Origin of the sequence: Thalassotalea crassostreae (assembly GCF_001831495.1) — a bacterium.
GTDB classification, from domain to species: Bacteria; Pseudomonadota; Gammaproteobacteria; order Enterobacterales; family Alteromonadaceae; genus Thalassotalea_A; species Thalassotalea_A crassostreae.
The window spans coordinates 489,455-504,504 of sequence record NZ_CP017689.1 but is presented as its reverse complement, the minus strand read 5'-3'; the positions used below and the strand labels follow the sequence as shown (position 1 = coordinate 504,504).

Annotated in this window: 26 protein-coding genes; all 26 read right to left on the bottom strand. The window is 40.8% G+C overall.

What is annotated here, in order from left to right; translation table 11 throughout:
- Positions 1–13: 13 nt before the first annotated feature.
- Positions 14–427 (bottom strand): tetratricopeptide repeat protein, encoded by a 414-nt coding sequence (locus tag LT090_RS02235; RefSeq protein ID WP_193408714.1) that lies wholly within the window; start codon positions 425–427, stop codon positions 14–16.
- Positions 428–480: 53 nt separating this feature from the next.
- Positions 481–1,383 carry a phosphoribulokinase gene (locus LT090_RS02230; RefSeq protein ID WP_068544986.1) on the bottom strand — a complete coding sequence of 301 codons (903 nt, stop codon included), beginning with the start codon at positions 1,381–1,383 and terminating at the stop codon, positions 481–483.
- Between the two features lie 330 nt (positions 1,384–1,713).
- A complete protein-coding gene (gene rplQ / locus LT090_RS02225; RefSeq protein ID WP_068544987.1) occupies positions 1,714–2,115 on the bottom strand; it encodes a 50S ribosomal protein L17 in 402 nt (133 codons plus the stop codon).
- A gap of 40 nt (positions 2,116–2,155) precedes the next feature.
- Positions 2,156–3,145, bottom strand: a complete 990-nt coding sequence (locus tag LT090_RS02220) for a DNA-directed RNA polymerase subunit alpha (protein ID WP_068544988.1) — start codon at positions 3,143–3,145, stop codon at positions 2,156–2,158.
- A 25-nt stretch (positions 3,146–3,170) separates the two neighbouring features.
- The gene (gene rpsD, locus LT090_RS02215) at positions 3,171–3,791 is read right to left on the bottom strand and encodes a 30S ribosomal protein S4 (protein ID WP_068544989.1); all 621 of its coding nucleotides are present in this window, start codon (positions 3,789–3,791) and stop codon (positions 3,171–3,173) included.
- A 21-nt stretch (positions 3,792–3,812) separates the two neighbouring features.
- On the bottom strand, positions 3,813–4,202 hold the full coding sequence (rpsK, locus tag LT090_RS02210; protein ID WP_068544990.1) for a 30S ribosomal protein S11: 390 nt from the start codon (positions 4,200–4,202) through the stop codon (positions 3,813–3,815).
- Positions 4,203–4,218: 16 nt separating this feature from the next.
- A complete protein-coding gene (rpsM, locus tag LT090_RS02205) occupies positions 4,219–4,575 on the bottom strand; it encodes a 30S ribosomal protein S13 (protein WP_068544991.1) in 357 nt (118 codons plus the stop codon).
- Positions 4,576–4,710: 135 nt separating this feature from the next.
- On the bottom strand, positions 4,711–4,824 hold the full coding sequence (gene rpmJ / locus LT090_RS02200) for a 50S ribosomal protein L36 (RefSeq protein WP_068545060.1): 114 nt from the start codon (positions 4,822–4,824) through the stop codon (positions 4,711–4,713).
- Between the two features lie 16 nt (positions 4,825–4,840).
- Positions 4,841–6,166: a preprotein translocase subunit SecY gene (gene secY, locus LT090_RS02195; RefSeq protein ID WP_068544992.1), complete on the bottom strand. Its 1,326-nt coding sequence runs from the start codon at positions 6,164–6,166 to the stop codon at positions 4,841–4,843.
- Positions 6,167–6,172: 6 nt separating this feature from the next.
- Positions 6,173–6,607: a 50S ribosomal protein L15 gene (rplO, locus tag LT090_RS02190; RefSeq protein WP_068544993.1), complete on the bottom strand. Its 435-nt coding sequence runs from the start codon at positions 6,605–6,607 to the stop codon at positions 6,173–6,175.
- 3 nt (positions 6,608–6,610) lie between these two features.
- The gene (gene rpmD, locus LT090_RS02185; protein ID WP_068544994.1) at positions 6,611–6,790 is read right to left on the bottom strand and encodes a 50S ribosomal protein L30; all 180 of its coding nucleotides are present in this window, start codon (positions 6,788–6,790) and stop codon (positions 6,611–6,613) included.
- Between the two features lie 6 nt (positions 6,791–6,796).
- The gene (rpsE, locus tag LT090_RS02180; RefSeq protein WP_068544995.1) at positions 6,797–7,300 is read right to left on the bottom strand and encodes a 30S ribosomal protein S5; all 504 of its coding nucleotides are present in this window, start codon (positions 7,298–7,300) and stop codon (positions 6,797–6,799) included.
- 9 nt (positions 7,301–7,309) lie between these two features.
- Positions 7,310–7,663, bottom strand: coding sequence for a 50S ribosomal protein L18 (rplR, locus tag LT090_RS02175; protein WP_068544996.1), 354 nt, complete (start codon positions 7,661–7,663; stop codon positions 7,310–7,312).
- 9 nt (positions 7,664–7,672) lie between these two features.
- A complete protein-coding gene (gene rplF / locus LT090_RS02170; RefSeq protein WP_068544997.1) occupies positions 7,673–8,206 on the bottom strand; it encodes a 50S ribosomal protein L6 in 534 nt (177 codons plus the stop codon).
- Between the two features lie 11 nt (positions 8,207–8,217).
- Positions 8,218–8,610 (bottom strand): 30S ribosomal protein S8, encoded by a 393-nt coding sequence (rpsH, locus tag LT090_RS02165; RefSeq protein ID WP_068544998.1) that lies wholly within the window; start codon positions 8,608–8,610, stop codon positions 8,218–8,220.
- An 11-nt stretch (positions 8,611–8,621) separates the two neighbouring features.
- On the bottom strand, positions 8,622–8,927 hold the full coding sequence (gene rpsN / locus LT090_RS02160; protein ID WP_068544999.1) for a 30S ribosomal protein S14: 306 nt from the start codon (positions 8,925–8,927) through the stop codon (positions 8,622–8,624).
- Between the two features lie 11 nt (positions 8,928–8,938).
- Positions 8,939–9,478, bottom strand: a complete 540-nt coding sequence (gene rplE / locus LT090_RS02155) for a 50S ribosomal protein L5 (protein WP_068545000.1) — start codon at positions 9,476–9,478, stop codon at positions 8,939–8,941.
- 13 nt (positions 9,479–9,491) lie between these two features.
- The gene (gene rplX, locus LT090_RS02150) at positions 9,492–9,806 is read right to left on the bottom strand and encodes a 50S ribosomal protein L24 (RefSeq protein WP_068545001.1); all 315 of its coding nucleotides are present in this window, start codon (positions 9,804–9,806) and stop codon (positions 9,492–9,494) included.
- A gap of 12 nt (positions 9,807–9,818) precedes the next feature.
- Positions 9,819–10,187 carry a 50S ribosomal protein L14 gene (gene rplN, locus LT090_RS02145; protein ID WP_068545002.1) on the bottom strand — a complete coding sequence of 123 codons (369 nt, stop codon included), beginning with the start codon at positions 10,185–10,187 and terminating at the stop codon, positions 9,819–9,821.
- A gap of 326 nt (positions 10,188–10,513) precedes the next feature.
- Positions 10,514–12,424 carry a putative bifunctional diguanylate cyclase/phosphodiesterase gene (locus LT090_RS02140; protein ID WP_068545003.1) on the bottom strand — a complete coding sequence of 637 codons (1,911 nt, stop codon included), beginning with the start codon at positions 12,422–12,424 and terminating at the stop codon, positions 10,514–10,516.
- Positions 12,425–12,830: 406 nt separating this feature from the next.
- Positions 12,831–13,079, bottom strand: coding sequence for a 30S ribosomal protein S17 (gene rpsQ, locus LT090_RS02135; RefSeq protein ID WP_068545004.1), 249 nt, complete (start codon positions 13,077–13,079; stop codon positions 12,831–12,833).
- Complete coding sequence (rpmC, locus tag LT090_RS02130) at positions 13,079–13,270, bottom strand: 50S ribosomal protein L29 (protein WP_068545005.1); 192 nt, start codon at positions 13,268–13,270, stop codon at positions 13,079–13,081. Before rpmC ends, rpsQ begins: the two co-directional genes overlap by 1 nt.
- Positions 13,270–13,683 (bottom strand): 50S ribosomal protein L16, encoded by a 414-nt coding sequence (gene rplP / locus LT090_RS02125; RefSeq protein WP_068545006.1) that lies wholly within the window; start codon positions 13,681–13,683, stop codon positions 13,270–13,272. Before rplP ends, rpmC begins: the two co-directional genes overlap by 1 nt.
- A gap of 11 nt (positions 13,684–13,694) precedes the next feature.
- Positions 13,695–14,393, bottom strand: coding sequence for a 30S ribosomal protein S3 (gene rpsC / locus LT090_RS02120; protein WP_068545007.1), 699 nt, complete (start codon positions 14,391–14,393; stop codon positions 13,695–13,697).
- An 11-nt stretch (positions 14,394–14,404) separates the two neighbouring features.
- Complete coding sequence (gene rplV, locus LT090_RS02115; protein ID WP_068545008.1) at positions 14,405–14,737, bottom strand: 50S ribosomal protein L22; 333 nt, start codon at positions 14,735–14,737, stop codon at positions 14,405–14,407.
- Positions 14,738–14,748: 11 nt separating this feature from the next.
- Positions 14,749–15,024 carry a 30S ribosomal protein S19 gene (gene rpsS / locus LT090_RS02110; protein WP_068545009.1) on the bottom strand — a complete coding sequence of 92 codons (276 nt, stop codon included), beginning with the start codon at positions 15,022–15,024 and terminating at the stop codon, positions 14,749–14,751.
- Positions 15,025–15,050: the final 26 nt, after the last annotated feature.

Below are 15,050 nucleotides of genomic sequence, written 5' to 3'. Positions count from 1 at the left end.
GCTAATTCTAGTTCTACTTCAATGCCGTCAATAAATCGTGTATTTCTGCTTTTAATTCTTTATCCGGAATTTTATTAGCACTTACTTTAGCTTTCTCCAACGCGCTTATCGCCGCTTCATTGTTTCCTAACTCGGCATTCAAAGAGCCTATAGAAAATCCGATAGATGAACAAAAATCTTTAGAATTGATAGCTTCGGCTTTCACTAATGCATGTTCATAAATATTTATAGCTAAGGCCAGATCTTCAGTAAAATCAGCTAACGTCTCCCATTGCACAGGGTGATCTTTATCGGTGTTTTCGTTTGCCTCACAAAGCTGTTTTAATTCCCCATAAAAACCGTCAAAGCGCTTCTGGTTCTTTTGTTCAGCTGCGGCCATTAAACTGCCAGTTAACGAGAGCACTTGTTTATATAATTTAGTATTCATAATTGGCCTTTTCAAAGATTCGTGAGCTTAACTTATAACAAACTTGCACTAACCTATTTGTAATTCTGCATCCAATCCATTTGCTGGTTGGCATTCGCTTTCTTTTCCATGATATCAACAATGAGTGGCTTTAAAATTAATTCCATTGCAAAGCCCATCTTACCACCCGGTACCACTAAGGTGTCGATTCGTGACATAAAAGAGCCATCAATCATTCTTAAATAAAATGGAAAATCTACATTTTTCATTTCTCGAAAACGAATCACCACAAAACTTTCGTCCGCTGTAGGAATACCTTTAGCACTGAATGGATTAGATGTATCTACGGTTGGTACACGTTGAAAGTTAATATGGGTACGACTAAATTGTGGCGTGATAAATTTAAAATAATCATCCATGCTGCGCACGATACTATCGGTAACAGCTTCACGAGAATGGCCTCGCTTACGGGTATCACGTATGATTTTTTGTATCCATTCAAGGTTAACTATAGGTACCATGCCAATTAACAGGTCAGCATAACGTGCAACATCATTTTTTTCAGTTACGACGCCTCCATGTAAGCCTTCATAAAATAAAAGGTCTGAACCGGCTCCTAGAGGCTCCCAAGGAGTAAAAGTACCTGGCATTTGATTATATGGTACAGCTTCATCAAATGTATGCAGATAACGACGCATCGTGCCTTCACCTTTTTCGCTAAAGTCCTTAAATAGCTTTTCTAAAGCATCGAAGTCGTTAGCAATATCGCCAAAATAACTGACTGCTTCACCAGCTTCTTTTGCCTTGCGTTTTTCTAGTTCCATTTCTGGTCTGGTAAAACGGTGAAAACTATCACCCTCTACGATCGCAGCTTTAACGTTCAACGAACGAAATATATGATCGAATGCGCCCATAGTTGTAGACGTACCTGCACCGGAGGAACCAGTAATAGCTATGATTGGATTTCTTTCAGACATTAAATTAACTTTTAAAACTTAAACGACCTACTTTTATACGGACTTGTCGCCCTAAGGTCAAGATTTGCGACAAATGTCTCATAAGCGTTTGAGTTAGTTAGATAGAATTTGGAGGTAGGAAATACTGTGGTTCGAGGTTCTAGGTTCTAGGTTCGACAGACTATAAATAGTATTAAGGAGTGAGAAAAAGGGATTTAGACAAGGCAGGTTATGACGACGTGTAGTACGCTACACGAGTTATAACCTAACGCAGTATTAATTCTTTTTAACCACTCCTTAAAAAAAAAGGAACCCGAAGGTTCCTTTTTTATATACAAATCAATAAATTGATTATGCTTCAGTAGTCTCTTCAACTTCAGCAGTTTCTTCAACTACTGGTTGGTCAACTAACTGAATGTAAGCCATAGGCGCTTTATCACCAGTACGGAAACCGCATTTTAAAATGCGAGTGTATCCACCTGGACGTTCTTGGTAACGAGGACCAAGTTCGTTGAATAATAAACCTACTACTTCGTTGTCACGTGTACGAGCAAATGCCAAACGACGATTTGCAACGCTATCTGTTTTAGCCAATGTAATTAGTGGCTCAACAACGCGACGTAGTTCTTTAGCTTTAGCAACAGTAGTTTTAATTGTACCGTGCTTTACTAAAGAGCTTGCCATATTGCGGAACATCGCCTGGCGATGACTGCTATTACGGTTTAACTGGCGACCGCTTTTACGATGGCGCATAAGTTAATCCTTCTCTCTTAACTATTAAATTGTGATCGACTTAGTCGTTATCAGCAATGCTTTCAGGTGGCCAGTTTTCTAGGCGCATACCTAGAGATAGACCACGAGACGCTAATACGTCTTTGATTTCAGTTAGAGACTTCTTACCTAAGTTAGGTGTTTTAAGAAGTTCTACTTCTGCACGCTGTACTAAATCACCAATGTACTGAATCGCTTCTGCTTTTAAACAGTTGGCTGAACGAACTGTTAGTTCTAAATCATCAACTGGACGTAGAAGAATTGGGTCGAAAGCTGGTTTAACTTCTTCCGGTTCAACTTCTTTAACATCACGTAAATCAACAAACGCATCTAGCTGTTCAGCTAAAATTGTTGAAGCGCGACGAATCGCTTCTTCTGGATCTAACGTACCGTTAGTTTCCATATCGATTACTAATTTATCTAAGTCAGTGCGTTGTTCAACTCGAGCTGAGTCAACATCGTAAGCAATTCTCTCAACAGGACTGAAAGATGCGTCAACTAGTAAACGACCAATTGCGCGCTCTTCTTCCTCGGCATTGCGACGAACAGACGCTGGAACGTAACCACGTCCAGTTTCTACTTTGATTCGCATGCTGATTGAGCCGTCACCTGTTAAATTACAGATTACGTGAGCAGGATTAGCGATTGTAACATCACCATCATGCTGTATATCAGCTGCCGTTACAGGGCCTTCACCCGACTTAGTTAAAGTTAAAACTGCTTCAGTTTTGCCTTCTAAACCTACAGCCAAACCTTTAAGGTTTAACAGAATCTCGATGATGTCCTCTTGAACACCCTCTTTAGAGCTGTATTCGTGCAATACACCATCAATTTCAACTTCTGTCACTGCACAACCTGGCATTGACGAAAGTAAAATGCGGCGTAGCGCATTACCCAAAGTATGACCAAAACCACGTTCTAGTGGCTCTAAAGTTACCTTAGCACGAGTATCAGATACATTTTCAATACCTACTAACTTCGGCTTAAGGAATTCGGTTACAGAACCCTGCATTATTGTCCTCTCTTAAAGTTCAGCTTTATTTCGAGTAAAGCTCGACAATCAACTGTTCATTGATTTCGGCTGATAGGTCAGAACGATCTGGGTTACGCTTGTACGTACCTTCAAGTTTCTTATTATCAACTTCAACCCAGACTGGTTTCTCACGTTGTTCAGCTAATTCTAAAGCTGCGATGATACGCGCTTGAGTTTTAGCTTTCTCACGAATTGAGATCACATCGTCTGACTTAACAGCGAAAGATGGAATATTAACAACTTGACCGTTAACTACGATAGCTTTGTGGCTAACTAGTTGACGAGCTTCTGCACGTGTAGATGCATAACCCATACGGTAAACAACGTTGTCTAAACGCTTTTCTAAAAGTTGTAACAAGTTTTCACCTGTATTACCTTTTAGACGAGCAGCTTCTTTATAGTAATTTCTAAACTGTTTCTCAAGTACACCGTAGATACGACGAACTTTTTGCTTCTCACGAAGTTGAACACCATAGTCAGATAAACGACCGCGACGCGCACCGTGTTGACCAGGAATAGTTTCGATCTTACATTTAGTATCTATAGCACGTACACCAGATTTAAGGAACAAGTCTGTTCCTTCACGGCGACTAAGCTTTAGTTTTGGACCTAAATATCTTGCCATTTTCTTTCTCCAACAGACCTATTAAACGCGACGTTTCTTAGGTGGACGACAACCATTATGAGGAATCGGAGTAACGTCAGTAATGTTGGTGATTTTAAAACCAGCAGCATTTAAGGCACGGATTGCAGATTCACGACCTGGACCTGGACCTTTAACGAATACTTCAATATTCTTCAAACCAAACTCTTGTGCTACTTTACCAGCACGATCAGCAGCAACCTGTGCAGCGAATGGAGTTGATTTACGTGAACCACGGAAACCAGAACCACCTGCAGTTGCCCAAGATAACGCATTACCTTGACGATCTGTAAGAGTTACGATTGTGTTGTTGAAAGAAGCATGGATATGAGCCATGCCATCAGCAACTTGTTTTTTTACGCGCTTTTTCGTGCGCGTTGGTGTTTTAGCCATGTCTAATTACCTCGATCTACTTTTTAATCGGCTTACGAGGACCTTTACGGGTACGCGCATTAGTCTTAGTGCGCTGACCACGTAGAGGGAGACTACGACGGTGGCGTAAACCACGGTAACAGCCAAGGTCCATCAGACGCTTGATATTCATTGAAACTTCACGGCGTAAATCACCTTCTACAGTAAATTTAGCCACTTCTGCGCGAAGCAAATCTATTTGAGCTTCGTCTAGTTCACTGATCTTAATATCTTCAGCAATACCTGCGCCTGAACAAATTGCCTTTGCTCTTGTTGCGCCGATGCCGTAGATAGCAGTAATGGCGATTACTGCATGCTTACGATCAGGGATGTTAATGCCAGCTATACGGGCCACTAACACATCTCCTATTATTAGGGTTAAAAGAAAACCGGTTGAAAAGCCCGTAAGGATACTCAACCAGCAACATTTTTGCAATATAAAGTGTCACTTATTGCAAACAATTACAACAAGTGACAATTTAGTAAAAGATTAGCCTTGGCGTTGCTTGTGTTTAGGTTCAACGCAAATTACGCGAACAACACCAGCACGTTTAACAACTTTACAGTTACGACAAATCTTTTTAACGGATGCACGAACTTTCATTTTATACTCCGTTGGCCTATCGGCCATAGCCTTTTAGATTGGCTTTCTTAAGCACGCTGTCATATTGATGAGACATCAAATGAGTTTGTACTTGTGCCATGAAATCCATAATAACAACTACGATAATTAGTAGGGATGTTCCACCGAAGTAGAATTGTACATCCATAAATATCATCATGAACTCAGGAACCAAACAAATAAAAGTAATGTATAAAGCACCTGCCAAAGTTAGGCGGGTCATTACTTTATCGATATATCTAGATGTTTGCTCACCCGGGCGAATGCCTGGAATGAACGCACCAGATTTCTTCAAATTATCTGCTGTTTCACGCGGATTGAAAACCAATGCCGTGTAGAAAAAACAGAAAAAGATTATTGCTGCAGCATATAGCATTACATACAACGGTTGTCCTGGTGACATTGCAAGAGAAACCTCTTGTAAAAAGTCAGCAGTTGCACCGCTACCTTGTCCGAACCAACTTGCGATGGTACCCGGGAACAAGATAATACTTGAAGCGAAGATTGGTGGGATAACACCCGCCATGTTCACTTTAAGTGGTAAATGAGTACTTTGAGCGGCAAATACCTTACGACCTTGTTGGCGTTTGGCGTAGTTTACCACAATGCGGCGTTGACCGCGCTCTACAAATACTACAAACCAAGTAACAGCGAAAACAATTACGCCAATTACTAATAATGCTAATAAGTGCAATTCACCTTGACGCGCCATTTCAGCTGTTTGACCAACAGCTGATGGCATGCCAGCAACAATACCTGCGAAAATTAACACAGAGATACCATTACCAATACCACGTTCAGTAATCTGTTCACCTAACCACATTAAGAACATGGTACCAGTTACTAAAGATACTACCGCAGTAAAGTAGAAACCGAAACCAGCGTTAACCACTAGTCCAGGCATCATACCAGGTAAACTCTTTGCTATTGCAATCGCTTGCACTGTTGCCAGAAGCAGTGTGCCGTAGCGTGTGTATTGGCTGATCTTACGACGTCCAGCTTCACCTTCTTTCTTTAACTCCTGCATACTCGGCACGATATGTGTGCTGATCTGCATGATGATCGAAGCTGAGATGTACGGCATAATACCTAGTGCCAATACAGAGGCTCGCTCAAGTGCACCACCAGAGAACATGTTAAACATTTCTACAATGGTGCCCTTTTGTTGTTCAAACAACTGAGCTAGTACAGCGGCGTCAATACCAGGGATTGGTACAAATGAACCTAAACGGAACACTATTAATGCGCCGAGTACGAACAACAATCTTTGTTTAAGCTCAGACAAACCGCCTTGAGCCTTGTTTTCCATTCCTGGTGTAGCCATTGTGTACTATTCCTCTATTGTACCACCGGCAGCTTCAATCGCTGCACGTGCACCTTTCGTTACTGCTAAGCCGCGAACCGTAATCTTACGACTAATTTCACCAGAAAAGATGATTTTAGCTGTTTCGATATTGCGGTTAATTACGCCAGCGTCTTTAAGAGCGTGAATATCAACAACGTCTGCAGTCATAGTGTTTAATTCATGTAAACGAACTTCAGCGCGAACTAAAGATTTACGTGAAGTAAAACCAAACTTAGGTAAACGTTGCTTAAGTGGCATCTGACCACCTTCAAAACCTGGACGAATGCCGCCGCCTGAGCGTGACTTCTGACCTTTGTGACCACGGCCACCAGTTTTTCCGATACCAGAACCAATACCACGACCTTGGCGTTTACGATCTTTCTTCGCGCCAGGTGCAGGGGATAATGTATTTAAATGCATTGTTTAATCCTCCACCTTAATCATGTAATGAACTAGGTTGATCATGCCACGTACTGATGGAGTATCTTCTAACTCTACAGTATGATTGATACGACGTAAACCCAGTCCTTTCAAAGTAGCTCTATGAGTCGGTAAACGACCGATTGAGCTCTTAACTTGTGTTACTTTAACAGTCTTAGCCATTGTTCATTACCCCAGTATTTCAGTAACGTTTAAGCCACGCTTAGCTGCAACAGACTCAGGCGATTTCATGTTCGCAAGAGCACCGATTGTAGCGCGTACAACGTTAATTGGGTTAGTAGAACCGTATGCTTTTGACAATACGTTCTGTACGCCAGCAACTTCTAGTACTGCACGCATCGCGCCACCGGCGATGATACCTGTACCTTCAGAAGCAGGTTGCATGTAAACTTTAGAACCAGAGTGCTTACCTTTTACAGCGTGCTGTAAAGTAGTACCCTTAAGGTCGATGTTTACGATATTACGGCGAGCCTTTTCCATTGCTTTTTGGATTGCAGCAGGAACTTCACGTGCCTTACCGTAACCAAAACCAACACGACCGTTGCCGTCACCAACTACTGTTAGTGCAGTGAAACTGAATATACGACCACCTTTAACCACTTTTGAAACGCGGTTAACAGCGATTAACTTTTCAGCAAATTCACTTTGTTGTGTGTTTTCTACATTAGCCATTATCTACTCCTAGAATTTAAGGCCAGCTTCACGAGCTGCTTCAGCTAAAACTTGAACACGACCGTGGTATAAGAAACCTGAACGATCGAAAGCAACTGACTCAATACCTTTGGCAGCAGCGCGCTCGGCGATTGCTTTACCAACTGCAGCAGCAGCTTCTTTGTTACCAGTAGCTTTAACTTGCTCACGGATTTCTTTATCTAAAGTAGATGCAGATGCAATTACTTCAGAACCAGTTGCCGCGATAAGCTGTGCGTATATGTGACGAGGAGTACGGTGAACGACTAAACGATTCGCACCCAACTCGCTGATTTTAGCGCGCGTACGTTTTGCACGGCGTAAACGAGATGTTTTCTTATCCATAGTATTACCCTACTTCTTCTTAGCTTCTTTACGACGAACATTTTCGTCAGAGTAACGAATACCTTTACCTTTATAAGGCTCTGGCTTACGGTACGCACGAATGTTCGCAGCTACTTGACCAATCACCTGCTTATCAGCACCCGTAAGTACGATTTCAGTTTGACTAGGAGTTTCACACTTAACACCGGCTGGGATTGCATGCTCAACTGGGTGAGAGAAACCTAATGAAAGGTTTAAGTTCTGACCAGCAGCTTTTGCACGGTAACCAACACCGTTTAAGATTAGACGTTTTTCAAAACCAGCGTTCACGCCAACAACCATGTTGTTGATTAATGCGCGAGCAGTACCGGCTTGAGCCCATGCGCCTTTAACATCAGCTACGATGTTAGTGATGATGTTGTTTTCTTCTTGAGAAATTACAACGTCACTATGTATCGTACGAGTTAATTCGCCTTTAGGACCTTTAATTGTGATGTCTTGACCAGATAACGTTACTGTAACGCCAGCAGGGATAGACACAGGTGCTTTTGCAACACGAGACATATTCTTGCTCCTTACGCAACGATACCTAAGATCTCACCGCCTAAACCTGCATTACGTGCAGCGCGGTCAGTCATAAGGCCTTTTGAAGTAGAAACGATCGCAATACCTAGACCAGCTAATACTTGAGGAAGATCATTACTTCCTTTGTATACGCGAAGACCAGGGCGTGAAACACGCTTGATAGTTTCGATAACTTCTTTACCATCGAAATATTTTAAAGTTACTTCTAACTGAGGCTTAGCTTCAGTAGATACTTCAAAACCATTAATATAACCTTCTTCTTTAAGCAAGTTAGCAATTGCAACTTTTAGCTTGGAAGATGGCATTTGTACTGCAACTTTATTTGCAGATTGACCGTTACGGATTCGTGTAAACATATCCGCGATAGGATCAGTCATCATAATCGCTTACTCCCTTACCAACTTGCTTTCTTAAGACCAGGTACTTCACCGCGCATAGTCGCTTCACGCAATTTAATACGGCTTAAACCGAATTTACGTAAGTAACCATGTGGACGACCAGTAACAACACAACGGTTACGTTGACGGCTGCTGCTTGAATCGCGTGGTAAAGCTTGTAGTTTTAACATTGCATCCCAACGCTCTTCTTCAGAAGAATTTACGTTTGAGATGATATCTTTTAGTGCTGCACGCTTTTCAGCGTATTGAGCAACTAATTTTGCACGTTTTGCTTCACGTGCTTTCATTGATGATTTAGCCATAACTCTACACCTTATTTCTTAAACGGGAAGTTAAAGGCAGTCAGCAAAGCATGACCTTCCGCATCGTTCTTCGCCGTAGTACCGATAGTGATATCCATACCACGAATCTTATCGATTTTATCGTAGTCGATTTCAGGAAATATGATTTGCTCACGCACACCCATACTGTAGTTACCACGGCCGTCGAACGATTTAGGGTTCAAGCCACGGAAGTCACGAATACGAGGAACTGAGATTGAGATTAAGCGCTCAAAGAAATCCCACATGCGTTCGCCGCGTAGAGTTACTTTTGCACCAATTGGGTAGCCTTCACGGATCTTAAAGCCAGCAACAGATTTGCGTGCTTTAGTAACCATAGGCTTCTGGCCCGAGATTGATGCCAGATCACTTACGGCGTGGTCTAATACTTTTTTATCAGCAATAGCTTCACCAACACCCATATTTAGTGTGATCTTTTCAATCGAAGGGACTTGCATGACACTTTTGTATCCGAACTCTTTGGTAAGTTCAGCAACAACCGTATCTTTGTAAAAATCATGCAGTTTCGCCATCATTTACTCCAAATTATACTAATTCGTTATTAGACTTGAAGAAACGAACTTTTTTGCCGTCTTCAATTCTAAAACCAACACGATCAGCCTTGCCAGTAGCAGGGTTTTTGATCGCAACGTTAGATACGTTGATTGCAGCTTCTTTCTCAACAATGCCACCAGCTTGCTGTAACTGAGGTACAGGTTTCTGGTGTTTCTTGATTAAGTTGATGCCTTCAACGAAAACTTTTCCTTCTGCTGGAAGAACTTTAGTGACTTTGCCACTTTTGCCCTTATCTTTACCAGCTAGGATTACTACTTCGTCATTTTGACGAATTTTAGAGGCCATTTTCGTAGCTCCTTATAGTACTTCTGGCGCTAGAGATACGATCTTCATGAACTTTTCAGTTCGTAATTCACGTGTCACTGGCCCGAAAATACGAGTACCAATTGGCTGTAAGTTTGCGTTAAGCATTACAGCCGCGTTACCATCAAAACGAATAGATGAACCATCCGAGCGACGTACGCCTTTTCTAGTGCGCACCACTACAGCATTAAGTACATCACCTTTCTTCACTTTACCGCGAGGAATTGCTTCTTTAACAGAAACTTTGATGATGTCACCAATATGTGCATAGCGACGGTGCGAGCCACCTAGAACCTTTATACATTGCACGCGTCGAGCGCCGCTGTTGTCAGCAACGTCTAGCTGTGATTGCATTTGGATCATTTTTATGTGCTCCGCTGTTATTAAAAATCAAGGTCAAGTATTTGACCTTTCACTGCCTTTATCCATCCACATAGAGTGAACGGGCGCGAGATTATAACACTACAAAAAGAAAAGTGGTACTTTATTTAAACAAAAAGATTGGTGCAGGTAAGAAAGTTAATTCAATGTTAACAGCTCAACATTTTAAATCATTGATTTAATAGGGTTTAAGAGACTATATTTGATTACAAACTGTTACTAATAAGACATTAGTATACTGGCTTATTATGTTATTAAAATGTTACCCCGTGATCGGTAAGTGTAGCTACCATCACAGAGAACCAGTTTTATAGCTGAACTTTTGCTGCTCTAGTCTGGGCAAATCGAATAAAATCGTCTTTATTCACTGCTGGTGACCATAAAAATCCTTGCCCTAAATTGCATGACAACTCTGAAAGTAAATTCACTACCTCTTGAGTTTCAACACCTTCGGCAACGGCATCTATATTTAAATGATTGGCAATGTCTATAATCGCTTTTACGATAGCTAAATTATCTTCATCTTTATCAACATCGGTAATAAATTCTCTATCTATTTTGATGGCATGAATATTTAGGCGTTTTATATAAGCGAGATTCGAATAACCCTTACCAAAATCATCAATTGACAATTTAACCTGTGATTTACTCAACATTTTAATATTCTTAGATAAGTTTTCACTTTGTTCGAGTAACACGTTTTCAGTGATTTCTAATTCTAGATATTTTTCATCCAATTTATATTTATCCAACAATGTATAAATATTTGCGGCAAAGTTAGGCATGGCAAACTGAATAGGTGAGACGTTGACGGCAACGGTAAAATCGTCGAACCCCATTTTATGCCAAACAGAGCATTGCTCTATCGCTTGCTCTAATACCCAATCGCCAATTCCGTTTATCAAACCGGCCTTTTCAGCGATAGGAATAAATACATCAGGACTAACACCACCATAATTATCACTCCACCACCTTAGTAATGCTTCACCGCCTGTCATTCGTCCGGTAGTTAAGCAAATCTTCGGTTGATAATATAGTTCAAGCTTATTGTCTTTTACTGCTCGCCTAAATTCCTCAAGTAAATAAAACTCTTTTTCAGTGTGCTTTATTAGCTCTTGGCTTATCAAACAAATTTGATTTCTACCCAATCTCTTTGCCTGATACAAAGCTATATCAGAATATTTTAACGCTGTATCAAAGTTGTCTGTATCTCGAGGAGCGATGGTGGCACCTATTGAGCAGCTGACCAGTAAATCATATTCATCAATTTTTAGTACCTGATTAACCAAGCTACAAATTCGATTACCCATTTCGATAACATCATTATCATCACTAAATTCTTCGAGCAAGACCATAAATTCGTCACCGCCTAAACGGTATACCCCACCATAAGGCGTGACCATTCCAGCGATTCTACGAGCTATTAGTTTTAAAAGTTTGTCACCTATTTGATGGCCAAGGGAATCGTTTATCGACTTAAAGTCATCTAAATCAATAAATAGTAATGCTGTACTCTTACCGTCTTCTACAGTTTTTTGAATATTTTTATCAAAGATCTCTCGTGCTAAAACACGGTTAGGTAAGTTGGTTAACGCATCTTGGTATACTAGTTTCTGAATTTCACGCTTAGAATTTACAACGACTTTGTTTTCTTCTACCAGTTGTGCAATTAATTTATTGATAGCTTTTGATGCTATTAATGTACTTATAAAAATAACTAACAAGATCAGATTTATTAAAGCGGCTGAGCTTAAATCGATTACTGGAGTATCGTTTTGATAGTAGCCAATCTCATTTACATAACCGTTGGCAAATATTAAACATGCGATACATAGAAAAACAACTGAGACTAATCTGGTAGAACCTAAAACCGTTGCAAATATCAATATCATAGGAAAAGCTAACATAGCTTCATCACGAATGCCGCCAAACTTCCACATCAAACAGGAGGCTAAGATTGTATGGAATATAACCAACAAGCCGGTCGCGAGATTTGGTTTTCGATTTCTAAATGCAAGGAAAAATACTGCTAAGACAACGATGGTCGCCGCCAGTCCGATAACTAACTCAAGACCACCACGGAAATATTCCATGATCAGGGCCAAAATCAACGCTACTTCAGAAACCAAAAATATCTGAAATGATCGTTCTTTACGATATTGGTCAGCAATTGGAGCTTGAGTAATAGGTTCGACTAAATTTGTTACGTCAGCTTTCATAGTATTTTTTTATTGTTATGTATTTAACTACATTAGCACACTTTTAAATTCAATTACTATTGAGTCCTTAGCACATAATGTTATGACACTAACAATATCAAGATATCTTGTAATTTCAGATATAAAAAAACCCCACTTTTACCAGTGAGGTTTTTTAGAACAATTTACTTAATTAAAATTATCAAATTGTCTGGAACAATTTGAAAGCGCGCAGCGACCCGAAGGGTTTCCCATATGGATATGGGAATTCACCTTTTGTGATTACATCAACTAAAGTCCAAAGTCTTTTATAAGAGCAGACTTTGAAACTGCGAGGTGATGCCACATTCACCGAATGTGAATTTCAGATATAAAAAAACCCCACTGTTACCAGTGAGGTTTTTTAGAACAATTTACTTAATTAAAATTAAGCTTTTGTGATTACATCAACTAAAGTCCAGTTTTTAGACTTTGAAATTGGTGCACATTCACGAATTGTTACTACATCACCTTCGTTACATACGTTAGTTTCATCATGCGCTTTCAACTTAGTTGAACGGATCATGAACTTACCGTAGATAGGGTGCTTAACACGACGCTCGATCAAAACAGTGATAGATTTTTCCATCTTGTTGCTGATTACGCGACCTTGTAGAGTACGAATAGATTCGCTCATTATGATGCTGCCTTCTCAGTTAGGATTGTCTTAACACGTGCGATATCGCGACGTACGTTACGTAGCAAATGTGTTTGAGCTAGCTGACCTGTGCTTGCTTGCATGCGGTAGTTAAACTGCTCACGCAATAAGCTTAGTAATTCAGCATTAAGCTCTTCAATGCTTTTTTCTTTAAGTTCACTAGCTTTCATTACATTACCTTACGAGTTACGAAAGTTGTTTTGAACGGAAGTTTAGCAGCTGCTAATGCAAATGCTTCACGCGCTAGTTCTTCACTAACACCTTCCATTTCATACAGAACACGACCTGGTAGGATTTGACATACCCAGTATTCTACAGAACCTTTACCTTTACCCATACGAACCTCAAGAGGTTTTTTGGTAATTGGCTTATCTGGGAATACACGAATCCAAATTTTACCTTGACGCTTGATGTGACGTGTCATTGCACGACGAGCAGCTTCGATTTGACGAGCAGTCATACGACCACGCTCAACTGATTTCAAACCGAATGTACCGAAGCTAACTGAGCTACCTGTGTGCGCTAGGCCACGGTTACGCAGTTTAAATTGCTTACGGAATTTAGTACGTTTTGGTTGTAACATAACTTATTTCCTTACTTGCTGCTCTTGCCTTTGCCTTTTCTTTTCGGCTTAGCAGCAGGTTGCTCTGCTTGTAATGGCATGTTGCCAATTACTTCACCTTTAAAGATCCAGACTTTAACACCAATAACACCATAAGTAGTGTCTGCTCGAGCGATAGCGTAATCGATATCAGCACGTAAAGTGTGTAATGGAACACGACCTTCACGATACCATTCAGCACGTGCAATATCTGCACCGCCTAAACGACCGCTAACTTGAACTTTGATACCCTTAGCACCTAAACGCATAGCGTTTTGTACAGCACGCTTCATAGCACGACGGAACATTACACGACGCTCTAATTGGCTCGCGATGCTGTCTGCTACTAGTTGCGCATCCATTTCTGGCTTACGAACTTCAGCGATGTTGATTTGTGCAGGTACACCAGCGATTTGAGAAACTTTCTTACGTAATTTCTCTACGTCTTCGCCTTTCTTACCAATCACAACACCTGGACGGGCTGTGTGGATAGTTACACGAATTGATTTTGCTGGACGCTCAATAACAATTTTCGATAAAGAAGCACGCTTTAACTCTTCAGTTAGGTAAGCACGAACTTCGTGATCACCTTTGATGTTAGCAGCGTATTCTTTGCTGTTTGCGAACCAAGTAGACGCGAAAGGCTTAGTGATACCTAGGCGAATACCGGTAGGATGTACTTTCTGACCCATACTAATATCTCCTAGTGATCAGCTACAATCACAGTAATGTGACTGGTGCGCTTAAGGATACGATCCGCGCGACCTTTCGCACGAGGTTTAATACGTTTCATTGTTGGACCATCGTCAACCATAATAGTTTTAACGAATAATTCATCAATGTCTGCACCTTCATTGTGTTCAGCGTTTGCGATTGCTGAGTTAAGAACTTTCTTAACTAACTCTGCAGCAGACTTGTTGCTGTAAGTTAGAACTTCAAGTGCTTTCTCAACATTCAATCCGCGAATTTGGTCTACAACCAAACGAGCTTTTTGAGCTGAACCGCGGGCAAATTTATGTTTAGCAATAGCTTCCATTTTATTTTCCCTTATCTTTTCGCTTTCTTATCAGCGGCGTGGCCACGATAAGTACGAGTTGGTGCAAATTCACCCAGTTTGTGTCCGATCATTTCATCGGTAACAAATACTGGAACGTGTTGACGGCCATTATGGACAGCGATGGTCAATCCGATCATGTTTGGGATGATCATTGAGCGACGAGACCAAGTTTTAATAGGTTTCTTGTTCCCGCTTTCCAAAGCTTTCTCTACCTTCGTCAACAAGTGTAGGTCAATAAATGGACCTTTCTTGAGAGAACGTGGCATGGTAATTCCTCTTTAAATTAAATTAG

Bases quoted from the DNA above. Each gene is read 5' to 3' on its own strand.
- rpsD (WP_068544989.1), bottom strand. From the start codon at position 3,791: ATGGCAAGATATTTAGGTCCAAAACTAAAGCTTAGTCGCCGTGAAGGA.
- rpmD (WP_068544994.1), bottom strand. From the start codon at position 6,790: ATGGCTAAGACTGTTAAAGTAACACAAGTTAAGAGCTCAATCGGTCGT.
- rpsC (WP_068545007.1), bottom strand. From the start codon at position 14,393: ATGGGTCAGAAAGTACATCCTACCGGTATTCGCCTAGGTATCACTAAG.
- rplR (WP_068544996.1), bottom strand. From the start codon at position 7,663: ATGGATAAGAAAACATCTCGTTTACGCCGTGCAAAACGTACGCGCGCT.
- LT090_RS02140 (WP_068545003.1), bottom strand. From the start codon at position 12,424: ATGAAAGCTGACGTAACAAATTTAGTCGAACCTATTACTCAAGCTCCA.
- rpmJ (WP_068545060.1), bottom strand. From the start codon at position 4,824: ATGAAAGTTCGTGCATCCGTTAAAAAGATTTGTCGTAACTGTAAAGTT.
- secY (WP_068544992.1), bottom strand. From the start codon at position 6,166: ATGGCTACACCAGGAATGGAAAACAAGGCTCAAGGCGGTTTGTCTGAG.
- LT090_RS02230 (WP_068544986.1), bottom strand. From the start codon at position 1,383: ATGTCTGAAAGAAATCCAATCATAGCTATTACTGGTTCCTCCGGTGCA.
- rpsQ (WP_068545004.1), bottom strand. From the start codon at position 13,079: ATGAGCGAATCTATTCGTACTCTACAAGGTCGCGTAATCAGCAACAAG.
- rpmC (WP_068545005.1), bottom strand. From the start codon at position 13,270: ATGAAAGCTAGTGAACTTAAAGAAAAAAGCATTGAAGAGCTTAATGCT.
- rplE (WP_068545000.1), bottom strand. From the start codon at position 9,478: ATGGCGAAACTGCATGATTTTTACAAAGATACGGTTGTTGCTGAACTT.
- LT090_RS02220 (WP_068544988.1), bottom strand. From the start codon at position 3,145: ATGCAGGGTTCTGTAACCGAATTCCTTAAGCCGAAGTTAGTAGGTATT.
- rpsK (WP_068544990.1), bottom strand. From the start codon at position 4,202: ATGGCTAAAACACCAACGCGCACGAAAAAGCGCGTAAAAAAACAAGTT.
- rplO (WP_068544993.1), bottom strand. From the start codon at position 6,607: ATGCATTTAAATACATTATCCCCTGCACCTGGCGCGAAGAAAGATCGT.
- rplQ (WP_068544987.1), bottom strand. From the start codon at position 2,115: ATGCGCCATCGTAAAAGCGGTCGCCAGTTAAACCGTAATAGCAGTCAT.
- LT090_RS02235 (WP_193408714.1), bottom strand. From the start codon at position 427: ATGAATACTAAATTATATAAACAAGTGCTCTCGTTAACTGGCAGTTTA.
- rplN (WP_068545002.1), bottom strand. From the start codon at position 10,187: ATGATCCAAATGCAATCACAGCTAGACGTTGCTGACAACAGCGGCGCT.
- rplF (WP_068544997.1), bottom strand. From the start codon at position 8,206: ATGTCTCGTGTTGCAAAAGCACCTGTGTCTATCCCTGCTGGCGTTACA.
- rpsN (WP_068544999.1), bottom strand. From the start codon at position 8,927: ATGGCTAAATCATCAATGAAAGCACGTGAAGCAAAACGTGCAAAATTA.
- rplX (WP_068545001.1), bottom strand. From the start codon at position 9,806: ATGGCCTCTAAAATTCGTCAAAATGACGAAGTAGTAATCCTAGCTGGT.
- rpsS (WP_068545009.1), bottom strand. From the start codon at position 15,024: ATGCCACGTTCTCTCAAGAAAGGTCCATTTATTGACCTACACTTGTTG.
- rplP (WP_068545006.1), bottom strand. From the start codon at position 13,683: ATGTTACAACCAAAACGTACTAAATTCCGTAAGCAATTTAAACTGCGT.
- rpsE (WP_068544995.1), bottom strand. From the start codon at position 7,300: ATGGCTAATGTAGAAAACACACAACAAAGTGAATTTGCTGAAAAGTTA.
- rplV (WP_068545008.1), bottom strand. From the start codon at position 14,737: ATGGAAGCTATTGCTAAACATAAATTTGCCCGCGGTTCAGCTCAAAAA.